The organism is Nocardia sp. NPDC050713 (genome assembly GCF_040654315.1).
In the GTDB taxonomy this organism is placed as follows: domain Bacteria; phylum Actinomycetota; class Actinomycetes; order Mycobacteriales; family Mycobacteriaceae; genus Nocardia.
In genome coordinates, this window is the sequence record NZ_JBFAHS010000010.1 from 71,097 (window position 1) to 89,253 (window position 18,157).

At 69.0% G+C, this 18,157-nt stretch carries 22 protein-coding genes; 13 read left to right on the top strand and 9 right to left on the bottom strand.

Annotation, left to right across the window (positions count from 1 at the left end):
• Positions 1-15: 15 nt before the first annotated feature.
• Positions 16-885 carry an SAM-dependent methyltransferase gene (locus tag AB0H49_RS19330; RefSeq protein WP_357253213.1) on the bottom strand — a complete coding sequence of 290 codons (870 nt, stop codon included), beginning with the start codon at positions 883-885 and terminating at the stop codon, positions 16-18.
• Between the two features lie 483 nt (positions 886-1,368).
• Here AB0H49_RS19330 and AB0H49_RS19335 point away from each other — a divergent pair, with 483 nt between their 5' ends.
• From AB0H49_RS19335 to AB0H49_RS19350, 4 genes are read left to right on the top strand one after another with little or no spacing between them, the layout of a single operon-like run.
• Positions 1,369-1,548: a hypothetical protein gene (locus tag AB0H49_RS19335; RefSeq protein ID WP_357253215.1), complete on the top strand. Its 180-nt coding sequence runs from the start codon at positions 1,369-1,371 to the stop codon at positions 1,546-1,548.
• A gap of 49 nt (positions 1,549-1,597) precedes the next feature.
• Positions 1,598-2,380: a hypothetical protein gene (locus AB0H49_RS19340; RefSeq protein ID WP_354999075.1), complete on the top strand. Its 783-nt coding sequence runs from the start codon at positions 1,598-1,600 to the stop codon at positions 2,378-2,380.
• Between the two features lie 28 nt (positions 2,381-2,408).
• The gene (locus tag AB0H49_RS19345) at positions 2,409-2,576 is read left to right on the top strand and encodes a DUF2613 domain-containing protein (protein ID WP_354999076.1); all 168 of its coding nucleotides are present in this window, start codon (positions 2,409-2,411) and stop codon (positions 2,574-2,576) included.
• Positions 2,573-3,613 (top strand): DUF3068 domain-containing protein, encoded by a 1,041-nt coding sequence (locus tag AB0H49_RS19350; protein WP_357253217.1) that lies wholly within the window; start codon positions 2,573-2,575, stop codon positions 3,611-3,613. Before AB0H49_RS19345 ends, AB0H49_RS19350 begins: the two co-directional genes overlap by 4 nt.
• 153 nt (positions 3,614-3,766) lie before the next feature.
• Here AB0H49_RS19350 and AB0H49_RS19355 read toward each other — a convergent pair whose 3' ends face one another.
• The 4 genes from AB0H49_RS19355 to AB0H49_RS19370 all read right to left on the bottom strand — a co-directional run bounded on the left by AB0H49_RS19355 (position 3,767) and on the right by AB0H49_RS19370 (position 7,198).
• Positions 3,767-4,996 carry a cytochrome P450 gene (locus AB0H49_RS19355; RefSeq protein WP_357253219.1) on the bottom strand — a complete coding sequence of 410 codons (1,230 nt, stop codon included), beginning with the start codon at positions 4,994-4,996 and terminating at the stop codon, positions 3,767-3,769.
• Positions 4,997-5,221: 225 nt separating this feature from the next.
• On the bottom strand, positions 5,222-5,440 hold the full coding sequence (locus AB0H49_RS19360) for a hypothetical protein (protein WP_357253221.1): 219 nt from the start codon (positions 5,438-5,440) through the stop codon (positions 5,222-5,224).
• Positions 5,437-6,450 carry an EamA family transporter gene (locus tag AB0H49_RS19365; RefSeq protein ID WP_357253223.1) on the bottom strand — a complete coding sequence of 338 codons (1,014 nt, stop codon included), beginning with the start codon at positions 6,448-6,450 and terminating at the stop codon, positions 5,437-5,439. The genes AB0H49_RS19360 and AB0H49_RS19365 overlap by 4 nt, the downstream gene beginning before the upstream one ends.
• A gap of 160 nt (positions 6,451-6,610) precedes the next feature.
• A complete protein-coding gene (locus tag AB0H49_RS19370) occupies positions 6,611-7,198 on the bottom strand; it encodes a TetR/AcrR family transcriptional regulator (protein ID WP_357253224.1) in 588 nt (195 codons plus the stop codon).
• Positions 7,199-7,313: 115 nt separating this feature from the next.
• On the opposite strand from AB0H49_RS19370, the gene sigK reads away from it, so the two are divergent.
• The 3 genes from sigK (at position 7,314) to AB0H49_RS19385 (ending at position 8,970) form a co-directional block, all read left to right on the top strand.
• Positions 7,314-7,976, top strand: coding sequence for an ECF RNA polymerase sigma factor SigK (gene sigK / locus AB0H49_RS19375; RefSeq protein ID WP_357253226.1), 663 nt, complete (start codon positions 7,314-7,316; stop codon positions 7,974-7,976).
• On the top strand, positions 7,973-8,692 hold the full coding sequence (locus AB0H49_RS19380) for an anti-sigma factor (protein ID WP_357253228.1): 720 nt from the start codon (positions 7,973-7,975) through the stop codon (positions 8,690-8,692). Before sigK ends, AB0H49_RS19380 begins: the two co-directional genes overlap by 4 nt.
• Before the next feature lie 104 nt (positions 8,693-8,796).
• The gene (locus tag AB0H49_RS19385) at positions 8,797-8,970 is read left to right on the top strand and encodes a hypothetical protein (protein ID WP_357253230.1); all 174 of its coding nucleotides are present in this window, start codon (positions 8,797-8,799) and stop codon (positions 8,968-8,970) included.
• A 3-nt stretch (positions 8,971-8,973) separates the two neighbouring features.
• Here AB0H49_RS19385 and AB0H49_RS19390 read toward each other — a convergent pair whose 3' ends face one another.
• The gene (locus AB0H49_RS19390) at positions 8,974-10,623 is read right to left on the bottom strand and encodes an alkaline phosphatase D family protein (protein WP_354999086.1); all 1,650 of its coding nucleotides are present in this window, start codon (positions 10,621-10,623) and stop codon (positions 8,974-8,976) included.
• A 74-nt stretch (positions 10,624-10,697) separates the two neighbouring features.
• Positions 10,698-10,949, bottom strand: coding sequence for a hypothetical protein (locus tag AB0H49_RS19395; RefSeq protein WP_354999087.1), 252 nt, complete (start codon positions 10,947-10,949; stop codon positions 10,698-10,700).
• Positions 10,950-11,053: 104 nt separating this feature from the next.
• Here AB0H49_RS19395 and AB0H49_RS19400 point away from each other — a divergent pair, with 104 nt between their 5' ends.
• From AB0H49_RS19400 to AB0H49_RS19415, 4 genes are all read left to right on the top strand, one after another.
• Positions 11,054-11,731, top strand: coding sequence for a PAS and ANTAR domain-containing protein (locus AB0H49_RS19400; protein WP_357253475.1), 678 nt, complete (start codon positions 11,054-11,056; stop codon positions 11,729-11,731).
• A 79-nt stretch (positions 11,732-11,810) separates the two neighbouring features.
• Entirely contained in the window at positions 11,811-12,290 is a 480-nt protein-coding gene (locus AB0H49_RS19405) for a DNA starvation/stationary phase protection protein (protein ID WP_354999089.1), read from the top strand.
• A gap of 56 nt (positions 12,291-12,346) precedes the next feature.
• Positions 12,347-13,105 carry an ATP-binding protein gene (locus tag AB0H49_RS19410; RefSeq protein ID WP_357253232.1) on the top strand — a complete coding sequence of 253 codons (759 nt, stop codon included), beginning with the start codon at positions 12,347-12,349 and terminating at the stop codon, positions 13,103-13,105.
• A 124-nt stretch (positions 13,106-13,229) separates the two neighbouring features.
• Positions 13,230-13,571, top strand: a complete 342-nt coding sequence (locus AB0H49_RS19415; RefSeq protein WP_354999091.1) for a DUF6766 family protein — start codon at positions 13,230-13,232, stop codon at positions 13,569-13,571.
• A gap of 55 nt (positions 13,572-13,626) precedes the next feature.
• Here AB0H49_RS19415 and AB0H49_RS19420 read toward each other — a convergent pair whose 3' ends face one another.
• Entirely contained in the window at positions 13,627-15,213 is a 1,587-nt protein-coding gene (locus tag AB0H49_RS19420) for an AIM24 family protein (RefSeq protein ID WP_357253234.1), read from the bottom strand.
• 495 nt (positions 15,214-15,708) lie between these two features.
• On the opposite strand from AB0H49_RS19420, the gene AB0H49_RS19425 reads away from it, so the two are divergent.
• The gene (locus tag AB0H49_RS19425) at positions 15,709-16,017 is read left to right on the top strand and encodes a hypothetical protein (RefSeq protein ID WP_354999092.1); all 309 of its coding nucleotides are present in this window, start codon (positions 15,709-15,711) and stop codon (positions 16,015-16,017) included.
• Between the two features lie 301 nt (positions 16,018-16,318).
• The gene (locus tag AB0H49_RS19430; protein ID WP_357253237.1) at positions 16,319-17,272 is read left to right on the top strand and encodes an ATP-dependent DNA ligase; all 954 of its coding nucleotides are present in this window, start codon (positions 16,319-16,321) and stop codon (positions 17,270-17,272) included.
• Between the two features lie 52 nt (positions 17,273-17,324).
• Here AB0H49_RS19430 and AB0H49_RS19435 read toward each other — a convergent pair whose 3' ends face one another.
• On the bottom strand, positions 17,325-18,137 hold the full coding sequence (locus AB0H49_RS19435; protein ID WP_357253239.1) for an SAM-dependent methyltransferase: 813 nt from the start codon (positions 18,135-18,137) through the stop codon (positions 17,325-17,327).
• Between the last annotated feature and the right edge of the window lie 20 nt (positions 18,138-18,157).

Here is an 18,157-nt window from a genome sequence, read left to right on the forward strand (position 1 = left end):
CCTCGAGGACCAGAGCTAGCGGCTCGACGGGGTGTGCCTGAGCCGCACCACCGAACTCCAAGGCTTCCAAGTGCTTTTCAGCGGCTTGCGTGGATCCGGCTGCGGGAAGAGCGTCACCGGCTTCATGAACCAGGGCAGCCGGTGGTACCGGTGCGCCGCCGAGACCAAAGGTTCCACCTCGTCGGCGGTCCAGTCGAGGTCGGCGAAAAAACGCAGCGGATCGACCGGACCGAAGTGCCACGGGGCGTTGGCCAGCAGATCGGTGGTGGCCTTGCTCATCCGCTGCACAAGCGCCTCGTTGTTGACATCCAATGCCCACCAACCGATTTCAGGACGAGCCAGTGCGGTGGCCAAGCTGGTGACGTCGTCTTCGGTGAGGTAGTAGACCAGACCTTCGGTGAGGACCAGCGCCCGCTGCGCACCCGCGAGCGCCTCGTCGAGGAACTTGCTCCGCGCCTCGGGATCGGCGAGGTCCACCGCCGTTCGGGTGAGCGCGCAGCGCGGCGACTCTCCGGCCAGCAGCTCGTTCTTCTGCTCGATCAAGCCGGGGAGATCGGCCTCTATCCAGGGGAATTCGGCGGGCAGATCCAGTCGATAGGGGCGGGTATCCATACCCGCGGCCATATTGATCACCCGATCGCAGCCCTGCTCGATGGTCTTCATGATCAGGTCATCGATGAGTTTGGTGCGGGTGACCAGATTCCAGCCGTTGTGCATCAAGAGCGGGGTGCGGCCGGCGATGGCGCGTCCCCGCTCGCCGGCGACCCGGTCGGCGAGGGGATCGTGGAAAAGAGCGTCGGGACGGGCGGATTCGACAGCTCGGAAGGCGGCCACCCAACGGGCGGTGTCGGAAACGTTGGTAACTAGATCAGCGGTCTCGGCCACCAGTGCAGTCTCGCACAGCGAACGAAACGATGCTCAATGGTCGCATCGCCGCCAGCGGCGCCCGACTCCCGGAAACGCCGCGGCCCGCCACACGCGCCCGCGGGTGCGCTCGCGCTGGCGGCAACACCGGCCGGTGCGCGTCGTCCGGCGGCGGGTCGCCGAGGTCACCGAGTCGGGGTCCGCTCGGCTGTCGGCCGTCGGCTGGACGCGAGGGCGTTGTGAACGTTCCCAGTGCGGTTCCCGCTGGTCGTACGGCGTCGGCGATGCCGGTTGAGCTGGGTGTTCGCCGCGCGGTCGGGGGTTGTCGACGCCCGGACCAACCAGTGCCGGCTCGTACCCGCCAGTAGATCGGAGGCGACTGTGACGTTTCACAAAGTATTGCCAACGGCTTTCTAGATCGCACGAATCACTAGCTCGAGACGGGTCGGATGCGGTTTCATCATGGTGCGCTGGGGCTCGAGCAGCGGCGGGAAGGAAGTCCAGATGTCCACGATCGATTCCGCGCCGTTGTCGACGATGTCGGGTACGGCCGGTCACCTCACCCGCGCGGGACGTGGGCTCGCTTTCGCGGCGTCCGTCCCACCCATCGAGCCGAACCGTCGACCGTTCGGCTCGACCGCCGCGCACCTCGGCGAAGGAGCGCGTGGCCCGGGATCGCACTGACCTTTCCGGGTTGCTCCACCTATCTCACAGAAAGAAGGACGGCTGACCAATGCTGCCCACCCGAGGATCGCGGACCGCTCTGTCTGCTCTCGTATTGACGGCGAGTGCCGCACTCGTCGCACCGACGCCGACCATGGCCGCGCCACGGCCGGCCCCGGCACAGCAGGCCGTTCCGGCGATCGGAGAGAACGTTCCCTCCGAGGCGCTGGCCGCGCTGGCGCCGACGATCGTCAGCGCCATCTCCGCGCCCGCCCCCATCGCCGACGGCGGAAAAGCCGCGATCCTCGCCCAGGCGCGCGCACTGCTCGCGACACCCGGCATCCCCCCGCAGGTCAAGGCGACCCTGGAAAGGGTCATCACCTTCCTCGACGGTAGCGGTGGCGGTGGCCCCGAGCTCCCGCCGTCGGACGGTCCGCGAATCTCCCAGTTCCTCTACCCGACCATCGGCAAGGGCTGCATCGGACCGACCTCCGATTCGGTCGGCGCCGCGCTGGCCGTTCCCGGTCCGGCCGAACTGCCGCCGCCGGGACCCAAGGCAGGCCAGACCGGCTTCGTCTTCACCGCGCTGGGCACCAAATCCCCTGCGGCCGTGCAAAATCCGCCGCTGACCGTGCAGTGGGTCAACCTCGACAACCGTCGTTCGGGTGTCCAGCCGCTCACCAACGAGTCGGAGCTCAACGCCGACGGTCCCGCCACGCTGTCGGCCCTCGCCGACACCGGCTCGGGCCGCGTCGCCGCGGTGATCTCCGGCTCGCTCACCACCACGACCGCCGATTCCGGCGCTCGTACCTGCACCTTCGCGCCGACCCTAGGGTTCTTCACCGTCGCCTGAGTCGACGCAACGTATTGGAGTTCGATCTATGAAGTTTGCCGTTTCCGGCTTGGTCAGCGGGCTGACCGGCGCGACCTTGGGGGTGGTCGCCGTGCTGGGCGTCACCACTGGCGTGCAACAGAATTCGATCCCGGCGCCCGAGACGACCGTCGACCCCGGTTCGTCGCTGGCCAACACGCCGTACGGCAGCCGATGAGCAACGGGCGCAGGACCATCGCCTGCTTCCTCGTCGGCCTCGGCGCGCTGCTGCTCGTGGCAGCGGTCATGATTCCCAACTACACCGTCGGCAAAGTGGCCAAGACGCCGCTGGACCTGCGGATCACCACGATCGCGAAGAACGTTCCCGGCGAGGAAAGCCTTGTGCTGGACTCGAAGTCGCTCACCTCTCCCGAGGGCTCGGCCAGGGTCGACACCAATGTGCCGATCGTCTCGCAGCGCTTCCTCACCGTCGAAGAGCCGTCCGACGCCGACCAGATGACGGTGCAGGCGGGCCAGACGCTGCGTCGTGACGACCGCGAGGGCGACACCGGTCTGCTCACCGCCTCGATCGACCGCGTCACCATCGACCGCAAGACGGGCGAGCCGATCCCGGTGTCCCCCAACGGTTCCATCGCCGTCTCCGTCGACAAGTCGGGCGCGTCGGTGGCCGACCCGTCGCAGCGCGCCGGTCTGCAGTACCGCTTCCCGATCGGCACCGAGAAGAAGTCCTACCCCTACTTCGATCTCAACGCCCGCGCCACCTACGACATCGAGTACGTCGACGAGACCGAGATCAAGGGCGTGCCGGTCTATCACTTCCGCCAGACGATCCCGGTCACGAACATGTGGGACGTCGTGCAGGCGCCGACCAACAAGCTCACCCTCCCCGCCGCCAAGTGGGGCCTCGAGGGCGAGGAGCCGGTCACGATGACCCGCTTCTACACCAACACCCGCGACGTGTGGGTCGAGCCGAAGACCGGCGCGGTCCTCAAGGGCGGCGAGCAGATCCACCTGTTCTACGGTCGCAGCGCGGGGCAGGTCGACGTCACGGCCCTCAAGTCCCACCTCGTCTTCGACGAGAAGACCATCGATGCCCAGCTGGCCGTCACCCAGGAGAGCCTCGACAGACTCACCCTCTTCGGCCAAACCCTCCCCATCGCCCTGGGCATCCTGGGGGCGATCGCCCTCATCGGAGGCATCGTCCTCGGGGTGTTGAGTGGTGGATCCCGCGGACGCCGAACCGGAAGGTTCTAGCGAAACCTTTGAACAGCCCCACCACCTCGGCCTCCCGTGCCCCAGCACCGGGAGGCCGAGGTGTTTCCCGTTCCGAATGGTCGGCAGACCGGCGGTCCGGGTCAGGCCGCGAGCGTGCGGTGTTGCCGAATCCGGTGGCGGGGCGGTAAGGGCTCACCAGCGCACTGGGAAGGATTCCAGGTCGTTTTGGGTGAGGACGGGGAGATTGTGGATCTCCTCGACCGGGACGGCCAAGGCGAGGGTGGGGAAGCGGGTGAGGAGGGCGGGGAGGGCGATGGTGGCTTCGAGGCGGGCGAGGGCGGCGCCGGGGCAGATGTGCGGGCCGTGGCCGAAAGCGGTGTGGCGGTGGGAGGTTGGGCGGGTGGGGTCGAACGTGTCGGCGTCGGGGCCGTGCAGGGTGGTGTCGCGGCCGATGGCGCGGTAGGAAAGGACGACGCCGTCGCCCTTGGGGATGACGGTGTCGGCGACGGGGATGTCCTCGGTGGCGAAGCGCATCAGCAAGTGGGTGACCGGGGTGTCCCAGCGGAGGGTTTCCTCGATGGCGGATTTCCATTCGAGGTCGCCGTCGCGGAGACGGCTGAGGTGCTCGGGGTGAGTCAGTAAGGCTCGCAACGTATTCAAGAGCAGGCCGACGGTGGTTTCGTGGCCCGCGGCGACGAGCGCCTTCAGGTTGCCGACGACCTCTTCCTCGGTGAGCGGTTCGCCGCCGTCGTCGGCGAGGATGAAGGCGCTGGTGAGGTCGTCGGTGGGCGACGCGGTCTTGTTGCGCACCAAATCCGTGAAATAGGAGTCCAATTCGTCGATGACGCGCAGCCGCTCGTCCTGCGGAGTGAGCAGGGAGAAGAACGCCTTGTACCAGGCGAGCAGCATCGGGTGATCGGCACGATCGACGCCCATCAGTTCGCTGATGACGCGCATCGGCAGCGGATACGCGAACAGCGCCTTCAGGTCGACGACCACCCCGTCGCGGCCGGCAGCGTCCAGATCGTCGAGCAGTTCCTCGGTGAGCCGTTCGATGGCGGGCCGCAGCGCGTCCAAGCGGCGTGCGGTCAACGCCTGGGTGGTCTTGATCCGCAACCGCCGGTGTTCGGCGCCGTCCACCGTGAACATCGAACGACCGGTGTCGATCATGCCGATGAGCGGCCACTGCCTGGTCACCGTTCCGGAGGTCCACAGCGACCACGCATCGATGTCTTTGACCAAGCGCGGGTCGGTGAGAAGTTTGCGGGCCACCGCGTGTTCCGTGACGCTCCAGGCGGGCACGCCGAGCAGCTCGATCCGAGCGAGCGGGCCCGCGGCTCGCAGCCGTTCGGTCTCACCGTCGAGATCGCGTACCAGCGGATCGATGGATATCGCTGCGGTGCAAGGTCTCTCGTCGATCACGGGGTGCCTCCCTGCGCGGCCGAAGGCGACGATGTAGACAGCTACCTGCCCCCGCACATCCCCCGGACTTCGAAAAGAACTGTCGAGAACACGCTTTCGTGCCCACCACAGAGGCTACCGCCGAGGCCGCCGACCTGCCCGGGTTATGTCGCTCGCGCCCCCAGCTACGGGCAGGCTCGACTGAACCTGCCCGATGGCCGAACAGACGTGCGGACGCAACGCCGTTCACGGGAACGTGCAGGCAGGCCCGCCGCCGGAGCTGTCGACATACCCCGCCCGCAACATCCGCAGCAGCAGGCACAGGGACTGGGTGGCCGATCCGGTGGAAGCCGAGCCGCTGTCCGCCACGGAAGCGGGTTCCGAATGCGATGCGGCGGACACCGATCCAGCCGGGACGACGAGCGCGGCGGCAAGGGCGAATCCTGCGAGGGTCTTTCTCATCATGGGCGCGAAGTATTCGTGGCGATTCGGTCCTTCACACGACCTGAATGCTGCCGCCCCCGATTCTGGGGTATGGAGGCCGATGCGACCGGCAGGGTGAGGACGGCCAGGCACCCCAAGACCAGGGCGATGCCGAACCAACCGAGAACAGGCAGGCGTTCCCCGACTACCAACACCGCCAGCACCGCCGCACCGGCCGGTTCGAGCAGCGACAGGGTGGTCGCCGTGCTCGCGGAGACATGCGCGAGCCCCCACCCGAAGAGGACGTACCCGGCGAACATCGGCACCACCGCCATGTACGCGCCTACCGCGGCATTACCCCACGAGCCGACGAGAGGTCCGCCGGTGGCGATCAGGACGGGAACCAAACTCAGCCCGCCCAGGCCGAAGACCGCGCCCATCGACGCGCGGGCACCGATTCCGCCGGTGATCAGGCGATGGGCCGCCCAGGAGTACACCGCGTAGGTCGAAGCGGCGAGCAAACCGAGCACGACGCCGAGCGTGGCGGCCCCGGCCGAATCCGGCCCCGCCGCGCGGCTAGTCCCGGTGGCTTCGGCCGCGCAGATCGACACCGTCCCAAGCAGGCCCAGTGCCGCGCCGAATTGCCAACGGCGCGTGAGCTTTCGCCGGTCGGCCACCCGCTCGATCAGGGCCGAGGCCAGCGGCGCCATGCCGACCGAGACCGCGGTGCCCACCGCCACCCCGGCCAGCCGCATCGAGCTGTAGAACGCCAAAGGGTAGAGAGCCACCGAGACCGCGCCAACGAGCACGGTGCCACCCCGGTCGCGCAGCTGTTGTGCCTGGCGAGCGATCGGCCGCGCGGCCAGCAACGCCTGTAGCAGGCCGCCGACACCCATGGCCATCGCCCCGATGGCCAGCGGCCCCACACCGGGCGCGAAGCTCGCCGCCGTACCGGTGGTGGCCCACAGCAGCGACGCCGCGAGCACGCACACGGCACCCACCTGTACCGACCCGCGCTGTGCGGCGCGCGCCCGAATCACGGCGCGGCTCATGACCGCCAACCCCCGCTGTCGCTGCTCGACACCGCGAGTGCGCCCGAACAGTGATGCCGGTGTGCCCACACGCGGCGCCAACCCGCACCGATCCACGCTGAGCGGCCCGCTTCCGAACCAGGGCACGGCTCATCACAGACCGCCGCCAACTCGGCACGATTCACAACTTGTCCAGCAGTCCGGCGGCGATCGCTCGCGCACGGTCCAAGCGAGCGCCCTCACCTTCCAGCCCGGCTCGCGCTATCGCTCCTTCCAACAGAAACGACAGGTGCTCGGCCAGCACCCGCGCGTCCTCGCCACGCCCGGGAAGCAAGTGCTCGAGGTGGCCCCGCAGCAGCGACTCCACCTCTTCCTTGTGGCGGCGCACCACCGCACGGCCTTCGTCCCCGGCCGGTAGTTCCGCCGCCGCGTTCAGCAGCCCGCACCCGCGGAAGCCGTTCTCGTACGCCAAGGCCGCGTGATCGGCGTAGGAGTCGAAGATCGCCAGCACGCCCCCGGCCGGACCCTCGGCACGCGCGAGCCGCGCTCGGTACAGCCCGAGCCATTCCTCGTGGCGGGCGTCCAGATAGGCCCGCACGAGCTCGGCCTTCGACGCGAAGTTGTTGTACAGGCTCATCTTCGCGACGCCCGCATCGGCGGTGATGGTGTCGATCCCGGTCGCCGCCACGCCGTCGGCGTAGAAGCGCCGCGCCGCCGCCTCCAGCAGACGCTCTCGCGCCGGTCGGCGCCGCTGACCGGATGCTTCCATGCCTCACCTCCAATTAGGTAGGTCAGTCTACCCAGTCAGGCCGGAATCCGTCCTGAAAAACCCATCCGAATTCCGATCCGCAGCGAAGCACCTCTTATGCGGGAAAGGTCGAAGCATGTCGGATGACGCGGACGAACGCGGCATCATCCGGTTGCGCCGGTACTCGGCGGCGAACAGGACGGCGCCGCAGTGCTACCCGCGCGACCAGGACACGGCGGCCGAACGCAGCCGCTGGCTCGCGGACCTGCTGGCCGCCGTGGGCGACGGCGACCGGGAAGCCTTCACCGACTTCTACCGCTCGACCAGCTACCGCGTCTTCGGCCTCGCGATGCGCATCGCGCGCAGCAGGGCCGCGGCCGAGGAGATCACCCAGGAGGTGTACCTCCAGGCGTGGTCGACGGCCGCGACGTACGACCGCAATCGGGCCAGCCCCATCGGCTGGCTGATGATGCTCACGCACCGGCGCGCGGTCGATCGCGTCCGCGCCGAGCAGTCCACGGCCGATCGAGACATCGTGTACGGCCACAGCCACCTGGGCCGGGATCACGACATCGTCGCCGAGGAGGTCGGCCAGCGCCTGGACGAGCAATCCGTGCTCGAATGCCTGCGGACCCTGACGACCATGCAGCGCGAAGCCCTCGCGCTGGCCTACTACAGCGGGCGCACCTACCGCGAGGTCGCCGATCAGCTCGATGTCCCACTGCCCACCGTCAAAAGCCGCATCCGCGACGGACTGCGGCGACTCGCGACCTGCCTGACCGGAGGTGAATCCAGTTGATCGACGCCGAGTCCCCCGACCCGGAACTGCTCGACCTGGCTTTCCCCTATGCGATGGACGCTGTCACCGACCGCGAGCGCGCGATCATCGAACAACGTGTCGACGCCGCGGACGCGGCCACCGCCGCGGCCTTCGACGACACCGTCCGCGGCGTCCGCGAGACGTTGGCGGCGATGACGGTGGTCGACAGCGTCGCGCCGCCCGCCGAACTGGAGGCGACGATCCTGGCCGCCATCGACGGTCCCGCCGTAGGCGGCCTGCGCCGCACAGGGCCGCGATGGCTGGCGGCGGCCGCCGCGCTGGTCGTCGCGGTGGGCGTGGGGGCGGGCGCGGCAGTCTTGCTCGGCCGTGACACGGTCCAAACCAGCCCCGACATCACGGCCCAGCTGGTGCAGGAACAAGCCGACACCAGGACCCGCGCCGCGACGGTCGAGGGCGGCGGGACGCTACTGGTGACCACCTCCGCGCAACTGGGCGCCGCGACGGTGACCTTCGACGGGGTGCCCGCGCCCGAGCAGGGGCGGTCCTATCAGCTGTGGCTGGTGCCGCCCGAGGGTCCGCCGCGCTCGGTCGGGGTTCTCGCGCAGCTGCCGACACCGGACGCGCCGTTCGTCACCCGGTTCCAACCCACGGACGCCCTGGCGATGACGATCGAACCGCCCGGCGGGTCGCCGCTGCCGACGACGACACCGGTCACCGCGCTCGTCCTCGGCTGATCGGCGGGCGGCCGCGATCGCCGATTTCGCCTCCGCGGGCCAACGCCCGCACGTATTCTGGCCCGAATTCGGCCCTACCGACCTTCACCAGCGAGGAGGTGACGATGCGGCGGCGCCTGTCCACCCTGTCGCGGCACCTGTTGCGCGGACTGCTGCTGTACGGCGCGAGCGTCGGCGGTTCCACCCGCTGCCACAACGAATGGCTCGCCGCGGACACCGTTGCGGAGCAGTGGGATTGGTCGATACCGCGCCACTGGTACGACGCCGCGCACCGCTGAGGTTCAGCGCGTTCCTCGGGTAGGTCCCGCGACGATGTCGGAACCGGGCACCGGCTCCACAGGAGCCTCCGGCCGCCACGCTTCCCGGACACCGGGCACCCCGTCCTGCACGACGAAACTCGCGCGGGTGTGGATGGTCGCGCCCTGGCGGCGGATGTACGGCACGACACGGAAGTCGTTGCGCCACAAACCGTGATCGAGTTCGACGCGGACGTAGCCGCGCTGCGCGTTGAAGAACTCGAGATCGGGATTGGCGGCGAGCAGTCGCCGTCCGGTGTCGTTCATGTCCGCGCCGTCGCCCCCGCTGGTGATCGAGGTGCCCGTGAATTCCGAAGCGACCACCGGTGATTCGGGATCGGCGTAGTCGCGGCGCAGGTGGGCCGCGTGGTTCTGGTGCCGGTCGCCGGTGATCACCACCAGGTTGCGTACGCCGCGGTCCGTCGCCGCGCCGAGCACGGTGTTGCGATCGGCCACGTAGCCGTCCCACGAGTCGGTGGAGACTGCCAGATCCGGTCCGGGATCGCTGTCGGTCTGGCTCATGCCCACCTGGTTGCCGACGATCTGCCAGCGCGCGGGCGAGGACGCGAAGCCGTCGAGCAGCCAATCACGTTGCGCGGCACCCAGAATGGTGCGGTCTGGATCGAAGCGGTCGGCACAGCCCGCGGTGACGTTGCCGCCGCAGGCCTGCGGCGTCCGGTACTGCCTGGTGTCGAGCATGGTGATCTCCGCGAGATCGCCGAACCGGTAGCGGCGGTGCAGGTGCATGCCGGAGCCGCGCGGCAGCTGCGCGAGCCGCAGCGGCTGGTGTTCGTACATCGCCTGGAAGGCGGCGGCGCGACGGCGGCGGAACAGCGCGGGAATCATATGGATGTCGATGCCGAGGCCCGGAGAACCCGCCGCCCAGTTGTTGTCGACCTCGTGATCGTCCATGGTGACCAGCCACGGGAACGCGGCGTGCGCGTCACGCAGTGGCTGCTCGGCCTTGTACAGCGCGTAGCGCAGCCGATAGGTCGGCAGGTCGACGGCCTCGTCCTGGAACTCCGTGCCCAGCGAAAGTCCTTGGCGGCCTTGCACCCACGCGCGCTCGTAGATGTAGTCGCCGAGGTGCACGACCAGGTCGAGATCTTCCTGGGCGAGGTGCTCGTAGGCGGTGTAATAGCCGGAGCTCCACGACTGGCAGGAGGCGAAGGCGAAGCGCATGCGCGCGGTCGGCTGCCCGTGCGGCGGCGCGGTGCGGGTGCGCCCGATCGGCGAGATCACCGAGCCGGCGCGAAACCGGTAGTAGTACCAGCGATCCGGCGCGAGTCCGTTGATCTCCGGATGCACACTGTGCGCGAGTTCTCGGGTGGCGACGGCCGAACCGCGGGCCACCACCCGGTGGAAGAGTTCGTCGTCGGCGACCTCGTAGTCGACCGTCACCGGGTGATTCATCATGCCGCCGTGGCCGTCCGGCGCGAACGGGTCCGGCGCCAGCCGGGTCCACAGGACGACGCCGTCCGGAGTCGGATCGCCCGAAGCCACTCCGAGCGTGAACGGATCCGCCGACCAGCGCGGTGTGCGGAACCGCCCGCTGCTGGCCGCCGACGCGCCGACGAGTACCGCGGCCGATCCCGCCGCGCCGAACCGCAACAGCTGCCGCCGAGACACGCCCATAAATCACGGTACATCGGATCGGGCGCGACTCTCCGCCGCCGACCGCGCGGCGCTCGGCGGAAAACGGGCGCGTCTCAGGCTCCCTGGAGCCGGATCTCGCTGGAGAGTTCCGCTGCCAGCTCGCCCAGCTTGGTCCGGTCCGGATCGGCTCCGGCGCGACCCGCGACCTCGTCCCGTGTCGCGATGGTCAGACCTTGCGCGGAGCCCTCGGCTATCTCGACGCGACCCTCGAGCAGCACCAGGCAGGCGTCGGCGCCCGCCCCGAGCAACTCGCGCAGATCGCTCTCTGTGACCGTGGTGTGCGGGCGCTTCGCGTTGTCGTCCATGCCCAACGGGTGCCCGGCCCGCCGGGCGAGAAACCTGGATGCCAACAGTTTGCTGTCGAGGTCGGGGTTGGCCTGGCAAAGGGCATACTTGTTCCGTGACGGACATGGGTGAACTAACCCCGGAGACCCCGGCGGGCGTGGTCGCGCACGTGGTGAGCGTGGGTCGTCCGCAGGTCGCCGGGACTTTCCGCTTCTGGTTCGCCGACCAGCGCTGGGAGTGGTCCGACGAGGTTGCCCTGATGTACGGGTACACCCCAGGCAGCGTCACGCCGACCACCCAGCTGTTGCTCTCGCACAAGCATCCCGCCGACCGCGAACTCGTCGCCGACGCCATCGCCAACGCGCAGCGCAACGCCGCGCCGTTCTGCAGCAGACACAGAATCGTCGACACGACCGGCCGGGTCCATCCCGTGCTTGTGCTCGGCGACATGATGACCGACGACGCGGGCCACCCCCTCGGCACCGCGGGCTACTACATCGATCTCACCGACGCCATCGACGAGCAACGCAGGGAGGCCCTGGACGAGGCACTGCCCGAGCTGTTCGAGGCCCGCGCGGTGATCGAGCAGGCCAAGGGCATCCTGATGAGCGTGTACAGCATCAACGCCGATCAGGCTTTCCGGGTCTTGCGGTGGCGATCCCAGGAGACCAACGTCAAACTACGCACTCTCGCCGCGCAGCTCTTGGCCGAACTGAGCACGCTGCCGCCGGTGCGCCCCGGGGTGCAGACCGCGTTCGATCACCTGTTGCTCACGTTGCACCAACGCATCGCGCCGGACTGAGGGCCGCCGGTCCGATTCGACGCTGCGAAGCTGGGTAGCCCGTCGTTGACACGGACCGACGACGAGAAAGGCATGAGCGATGACTCAGCCCATCACGAGCACCCTCGATCCGGAACAGCAGCGCATCGCCGGCGAGACCCTGCGCGCCACCGTGGTCGATCTGATCGACCTCTCGTTGATCGCCAAGCAGGCGCACTGGAACGTGATCGGCCGGAACTTCCGCTCGGTACATCTGGCACTGGACGAACTGGTGACCGCGGCACGCGAGTTCACCGATTCGGCCGCCGAGCGCGCCACCGCGGTCGGGGTGAGCCCGGACGGCCGGGCGGCGACCGTAGCCGAGAAGTCCGGCGCGATCGGCTTTCCCGACGGCTGGCAGCAGGATTCCGAGGTCATCGACGCGGTGGTCGGCAACCTGACCGCGGTGATCTCCCGGCTGCGCGAGCGGATCGACGCCACGGAGAAGGCCGATCCGGTCACCCAGGATCTGTTCATCGAGATCGCCGCGCGCCTCGAGCAGCTGCACTGGATGTGGCAGGCGCAGCTGGCGACGGCGTGAGCGGGATAGGCCACCGCCCGCGCGCCGCCGACCGGCGTGGGGCGGATGGAGGGCAAATGTCCGGGTTCCGTCGCGGCGCACTGCTTTGGCGCCCTTCCGAATTGGCTGGTTGCACGGTGCTCCGGCCGAGCGGAGTGCTGGACTGGGACGGATATCGCCGATTCGGCGACGACCTGGTGCGATACGCCGTCGACCGCCCGCGCGCGGTGATCGTGGTGGTCGACGATCTCGATCTGGTCGAGGACGCGGTGGCCACGGCGTGCGCGTCCGCCCGGGTGCGAGTCAGCGACTGGCCGCACGTGCCGATCGTGCTGGTGGCCGCCGGGCTGGCGAACCCGACGGCGACCGTCGCGGCCAGGCACCGGGTGCCGACGTTCCCGTCCATCGAGGACGCGCTGCGGGCCCTGCCGCAAGCGCCGTCGCGGCGCGAGGCGGCGATCGAGCTGGCGCCGAGCACGGTCTCCTCGATGCACGCCCGACGGTTCGTCACCCGCATGTGCGATCGCTGGGAGGTCGGCCCGGTCCGCACGGACGCGCTGCTGGTCGCCACCGAACTGGTGGAGAACGCGCTGCTGCACGCCTTCGGCGAGCTGCTCCTGCGCCTGGAATGCCAGGGCGGGTCGCTCACGATCGCGGTGGCCGACGCCGATCCGCAAGAGGCGATGTTGCGCGAACCGGCCGCCGGGCATCCGGCCCGGTTCGGTTTGCACGTGGTGGCCTCGCTGGCGCGGGCGTGGGGTTGCGCGCCGCGCTGGCCGGTCGGCAAGGTCGTGTGGGCGACGCTGGCGGAGCAGCGGAGACCGCTGCTGTTGTGAGCGTGTCGAGGTCGGCCGCCGGGCCGCCGCGCTCGCGTCCGATGCGCGCGGCGGCCAGGACCGGCCGAGCTACGCCGACCGTTGCCCGCCGTTAACTCGGGCGTTCGGTGGGTACCGCCGGGTCATGGCGCACTTCAGACGGTGGGGCGCGGTGTACGTCCTGATACTGCTGTTTGCCGGGTCCTGGCTCGGGCAGTTCTTCACCCAGCTCGCCGACTTCCGCCACGCGCAGTCGGCGCATCAGCAGCCCTTCGTGTGGGGCGAGTTCTGGTCGGACTTCCTGTCCAGCACGTTCGAGAACTGGCAGAGCGAGTGGTTGCAGCTCGTCTTCCAGGCCGTGCTGTTGCTGGGGGCCAAGCACTGGATCTTTCGTGCCGACGCGGAGGATCTGGAACGCATCGAGTCCAAGGTCGACCAGGTGCGACAGGCTCTCGTCCAGCTCGAGGCCGAGAGCCGACGGGTCTGACGGCTCTCGACGCAGGCGCGGTCCAGGTGGCCGGAGCGAAGGCGGAGGTGCGCCGTCAGCCGAACAGGCCGCCCAGCATGCCGCCGCTTTGTCCCGCCTGCTGCCCGCCACCGGTGCCGCCGAGCAGCCCGCCGGGTGGCAGTTCCGAAGGCTGCACGATGACGAAGCCGCGACCCGAGAACGCCAGCGTCAGACCTTCTCCTGTGCTGCGGCCGATCAGCCTGCCCAGACCGAACGAGTCGTTGCGCTTGATACCCGTCTGCAAGCTCGACGACCACGCCACCGCCGCCTGCGGATCGGCGTAGGTCGGCTGGTCGACATTCAGCACCACCGGGGTGCCGTGGGTGGTGATGGCGATCCGGCCCCGTCCGGTGAACACGCAGTTGAAAAGGCCTGCGTTGCTCGCGAATCCGGCCGCGCCCTGCACCATCTTGATGTCGTAGCGCAGCGTCGAATCGAAGGCGAGCACGTTGGCGCCGTTGATGGTCAGGCCGTCGCTGCCGTCCAGATCGATGATGTGCACGTCGGCGGCGGCGCTGGCCAGGAACAGGTCGCCGCGGCCGGAGACCTTCATCAGCGGAACGCCCTCACCGGTCAGCCGCTGCTGGATGGCGCGGCCGATGCCGCCGGAGCCCAGCGCCTGGAACTGCAAGTCACCCTGATAGGCGACCATCGACCCGGCGCGAGCCATGACCTCGCCCGCCAGGCCGACCTTGACCATCTTGCCGCCCTGCTTCTGGATGCCGACGCCGTTGACCTCGGCGTGACTCGGGTTGAACAGATCGCTCTGCATCGGCAGCGCTCCTTGCTGGGGTGTCGACATCGGCGGGGGAGGTACCGCGCCGGGCGGAGGGTAAGCGGGGCTCGCGGGTTGCGGTGAGCCGTACGCCGGGGCGTTCGGGTACGCCGGAGGCGGGGTTGGACCGTATCCGGCGCCCGAGGTCGGGGCGCTGTAGGCACCTGACGGTGGGGGTGCGGCGGGGTACGCCGGGGGCGTGGTCGACGGGCCGTACGCGGTGCCCGCAGCCGGGGTGCCGTAGCCGCCGGATGCTGGTGGGGGAGCGGCTGGATACGCCGGTGGCGGAGCGGCCTGCGGCGCGGTGGGCGACGGCGCGGCCTGGGACGCGGCGGGTGGCGGTGCGGGTTCGTCGTCGACGTTCACACCGAACGCCCTGGCGATCCCGGCCAGCCCGTCGTCGTAGCCCTGGCCGACGGCTCGGATCTTCCACGCGCCGCCGCGGCGGTAGATCTCCACGCACACCACGGCGGTCTCGGTGCTGAGGCCGGTCATCGGGAAAGTGATCGTGCCCGAATCGGATCCGATCGTCGCGGTGAGCGAGCCCGCCCCCGCGAAGGTGGGCGGGCCGCTGCCGTCCAGGCTGGCGGTCACGACGACTTTGTCCACGTCAGCGGGCAGCGCGGAGGTCTGCACGTCGACCATGTCGCCCGCGCCGCGGCCGTGCCGATAGGTGACGCCAGGCCCGACGGGTTGGTTGAAGAAGACGAAATCGCCGTCGGAGCGCACCCGGCCCGCCGCGTTCAGCAGCAGCGCGGACACGTCGACGGGCGCGGTGCAGGTGACGGTGACGGTCATCCGGTCGCCGGGTGCGGGCCGGTTCTCGCCGCGGGCCAACGCGGTCACGCCGGGCCCGCCGTCGCGCTGGGTCGCCAGGACATCGAACTCATGGTCACGAGTGTGTCTCGCATCCGCGCCGTGCGCCACCGTGGCCCTTGGATCAGGCCGGAACGCACCTCAGCGCACCGGTCGATGACCGTCGGCGCACTCCGGTCGCGCCGCACCGGGCCGCGCCGGGATCGAAGCCACACCGCGAGATCGGCCGTGCCGCTGGGCAATACGCCATCTGGTCGATATTCGCGCCCGCCCCCCGAAAGGTCGATTTGTCGATATTCTGAGAATTGACAAGATCGTTTCTATAAGTGGATCGCCGCATTTTCGCTGGAGTCGACTTCTAGTTGATGGACGGCTGCGTTACCTTGGTAAAACAGTCTGTTAGCCAATTATTAACGGTGATAATTCGCACAATCACGAAACTGGATTTATAGATCTCTTTTCCATAACGTTGCTGGTGCGCGCCGCTGGCGTGACGAACCAGTCCGTGAAAGGAAAGCCCCACACATGTTCTCTCGCAAGACCTTCGCCGCCGCCGGTGCCGCCGCTGTCGCTGCCACCATGTTCCTCGGCCCCGTCGCGGTCGCCTCCGCCGACGATTCCACCGGCTTCACCGGTTCCGCCACCGGCTCCGCCGAGTCCGGCTCCGCTGGTTCGTCCACCGGTTCGGCCGGTTCGTCCGCCGGTTCGAGCATGCTCGACTCGGGCAGCTCGGCCTTCGACGGCGGCACCTCTGCCATCGTCAACATCATCGAGGCGCTCACCGGCGCTCGTGAGCTGGCCCAGCCCGCCGCGCCTGCCGAGCCCGCTGCCTGATTCGATCTCGGTCGATCACTGCTTCGGTGGTCCTGATTCCCTTTGAGCCGCGACGTACCGGCGCCTAGGGGTTCATTGCAGTGAATTTGCCGTAATTGATCTTGCCATCCGCCGTTCCCGTATGGGGGCGGCGGATGTGCCATTTTCAATGACATTTGCTGTCAAGGAAATTGGCTCACTACCTCGTCGGCGTGCGCCCTCTGGAACATCGATCGAGTGCCGTCCCGCGAACCCCTCGGAGAAATGATGACCTCGAGAGTCCGGGGTTGACCGCGCCGAGACCGCGGGGCAAGGTGGGCCGATGGGCAGCGAAGAGGTGCGCGCGGGCGTCACGCTGACGAATCTGGACAAGCCGCTCTTCGACGGTGCGTCGGCGACCAAACGGGATCTGATCGACTACCTGGAGTTCGTCGGCGACCGGCTGGTGCGTCAGCTGCGCGACCGCCCGCTTTCGGTGGTGCGGATCCGGCCGGGGCAGGAACCGTTCATGCAGAAGAACCTGCCCAAGTACACGCCGGAGTGGGTGCCGCGGGTGACGCTGTGGGCCGAGAGCGCGCGCCGCGAGGTCACCTACGCCCTCGGTGACGACGTGCGCACCCTGCTGTGGTTCGGCAATCAACGGGCCGTCGAATACCACCCGACGCTGCTGCTCGCCGACCACTCCACCGGCCCCACCCACCTGGTCCTCGATCTCGACCCCTCACCGGGGCAGACTTTTCGCCATGCGGTGCTCGGCGCCGAGCTGATCCGCGCGGCCTTGGCCGCCGACGGCCTGGCGGGCGCGGTGAAAACCAGCGGCGCCAAGGGGGTTCACGTGTTCGTTCCCGTCGCCGCGGGCACCGATAGCGAGGACGCCGCCGCGGCCACCCGGGCGATCGCGGCCCGCGCCGAGCGCCTCGACCCCGACCTGGCAACCACGGCGTTCATCCGCGAGGACCGCGAGGGGAAGGTCTTCCTCGATTCCACCCGCTCCGGCGGCGCGACCGTCGTCGCGGCCTACAGCCCCCGCATTCGCCCCGGCGTCCCGGTCTCCTTCCCGATCGGCTGGGCCGACCTCGCCGACGCGAACCCGACCGATTTCACCCTGCGCACCGCTCCCGAGCGCCTCGGCGACCGCGACCCGTGGACCGAGGATATGCCCGCGCCCCAAACTCTCCCCGAAGATCTCGTCGCCGAAGGCCACACCATCCCGATCGCCCGCGTCCAAGCCATGCACGAAGGCAAGCGCCGCGCCCGCGCCCGCCGCGCCACCTGACGGCGTCCACTGGCGCGAACTCACCGCACGGCTCGCAAAAGCAGAGCGTGCGTCAGGGGATGCGAGCGACGGCGCCGAGCATCGAGACGGCCTCGGGGCGGGGATGCGCGCGCCAGACTTCCGGACGCCAGGTCATCACCGAGCCGATGCCGGGGGGCACCAGACCGAAACCGGTGAAGAATTGGCGGAACTCGGCCGTCGAGCGCAATTGGAAGGGAACGCCGCTGCGCTCGTTGGCCAGTTTCGTCTCGGCGAGATCCTCGTCGGTGAGGTGATCGTTGGTGCCGTGGGTCATCACCAGGTAGCTGCCGGAGGGCAGCGCCTCGCAGAGCTGACGCACCAAGCCGTAGGGCGCCTCGTCGTCGGTGATGAAGTGCATGACGGCCACCAGCATCAACGCGACCGGCTGGGTGAGATCGAGGGTGGCGGTGAGATCCGGGTGGGTCAGGATCCGGTCGGGGTCGCGCAGGTCGGCGTCGAGGTAGGCGGTCGCGCCTTCGGGCGAGCTGTTCAGCAGCGTGCGGGCGTGCACGAGCACGATCGGGTCGTTGTCCACGTAGACGATTCGCGATTCGGGTGCGATGCCCTGCGCGATCTCGTGGACGTTGCCCGCGGTGGGCAGACCGGTGCCGATGTCCAGGAACTGCCGGATACCCGTCTCCGCGGCCAGGTACGTCACCGCGCGGCGCAAGAAGTTGCGGTTCTCCACGGCCGCGAGCCGCACCGTCGGAAAGCCCTCGGCCACCGCGTCGGCCGACTCTCGATCCGCCGGAAAATTGTCCTTCCCGCCGAGCCAGTAGTCGTACCGGCGCGCGGGGTGAGGTTTGCTGATATCCACCCTGGCTGCCGCCGATTCCGAGTTCACCACGCCCTCAATTCATCTCG

Bases quoted from the DNA above. Each gene is read 5' to 3' on its own strand.
- AB0H49_RS19385 (WP_357253230.1), top strand. From the start codon at position 8,797: ATGCGGCGGCGCCTGTCCACCCTGTCGCGGCACCTGTTGCGCGGACTG.
- AB0H49_RS19390 (WP_354999086.1), bottom strand. From the start codon at position 10,623: ATGGGCGTGTCTCGGCGGCAGCTGTTGCGGTTCGGCGCGGCGGGATCG.
- AB0H49_RS19410 (WP_357253232.1), top strand. From the start codon at position 12,347: ATGTCCGGGTTCCGTCGCGGCGCACTGCTTTGGCGCCCTTCCGAATTG.
- AB0H49_RS19425 (WP_354999092.1), top strand. From the start codon at position 15,709: ATGTTCTCTCGCAAGACCTTCGCCGCCGCCGGTGCCGCCGCTGTCGCT.
- AB0H49_RS19365 (WP_357253223.1), bottom strand. From the start codon at position 6,450: ATGAGCCGCGCCGTGATTCGGGCGCGCGCCGCACAGCGCGGGTCGGTA.
- AB0H49_RS19405 (WP_354999089.1), top strand. From the start codon at position 11,811: ATGACTCAGCCCATCACGAGCACCCTCGATCCGGAACAGCAGCGCATC.
- AB0H49_RS19345 (WP_354999076.1), top strand. From the start codon at position 2,409: ATGAAGTTTGCCGTTTCCGGCTTGGTCAGCGGGCTGACCGGCGCGACC.
- AB0H49_RS19350 (WP_357253217.1), top strand. From the start codon at position 2,573: ATGAGCAACGGGCGCAGGACCATCGCCTGCTTCCTCGTCGGCCTCGGC.
- AB0H49_RS19430 (WP_357253237.1), top strand. From the start codon at position 16,319: ATGGGCAGCGAAGAGGTGCGCGCGGGCGTCACGCTGACGAATCTGGAC.
- AB0H49_RS19360 (WP_357253221.1), bottom strand. From the start codon at position 5,440: ATGATGAGAAAGACCCTCGCAGGATTCGCCCTTGCCGCCGCGCTCGTC.
- AB0H49_RS19340 (WP_354999075.1), top strand. From the start codon at position 1,598: ATGCTGCCCACCCGAGGATCGCGGACCGCTCTGTCTGCTCTCGTATTG.
- AB0H49_RS19370 (WP_357253224.1), bottom strand. From the start codon at position 7,198: ATGGAAGCATCCGGTCAGCGGCGCCGACCGGCGCGAGAGCGTCTGCTG.
- sigK (WP_357253226.1), top strand. From the start codon at position 7,314: ATGTCGGATGACGCGGACGAACGCGGCATCATCCGGTTGCGCCGGTAC.
- AB0H49_RS19400 (WP_357253475.1), top strand. From the start codon at position 11,054: ATGGGTGAACTAACCCCGGAGACCCCGGCGGGCGTGGTCGCGCACGTG.
- AB0H49_RS19335 (WP_357253215.1), top strand. From the start codon at position 1,369: ATGTCCACGATCGATTCCGCGCCGTTGTCGACGATGTCGGGTACGGCC.
- AB0H49_RS19415 (WP_354999091.1), top strand. From the start codon at position 13,230: ATGGCGCACTTCAGACGGTGGGGCGCGGTGTACGTCCTGATACTGCTG.
- AB0H49_RS19395 (WP_354999087.1), bottom strand. From the start codon at position 10,949: ATGGACGACAACGCGAAGCGCCCGCACACCACGGTCACAGAGAGCGAT.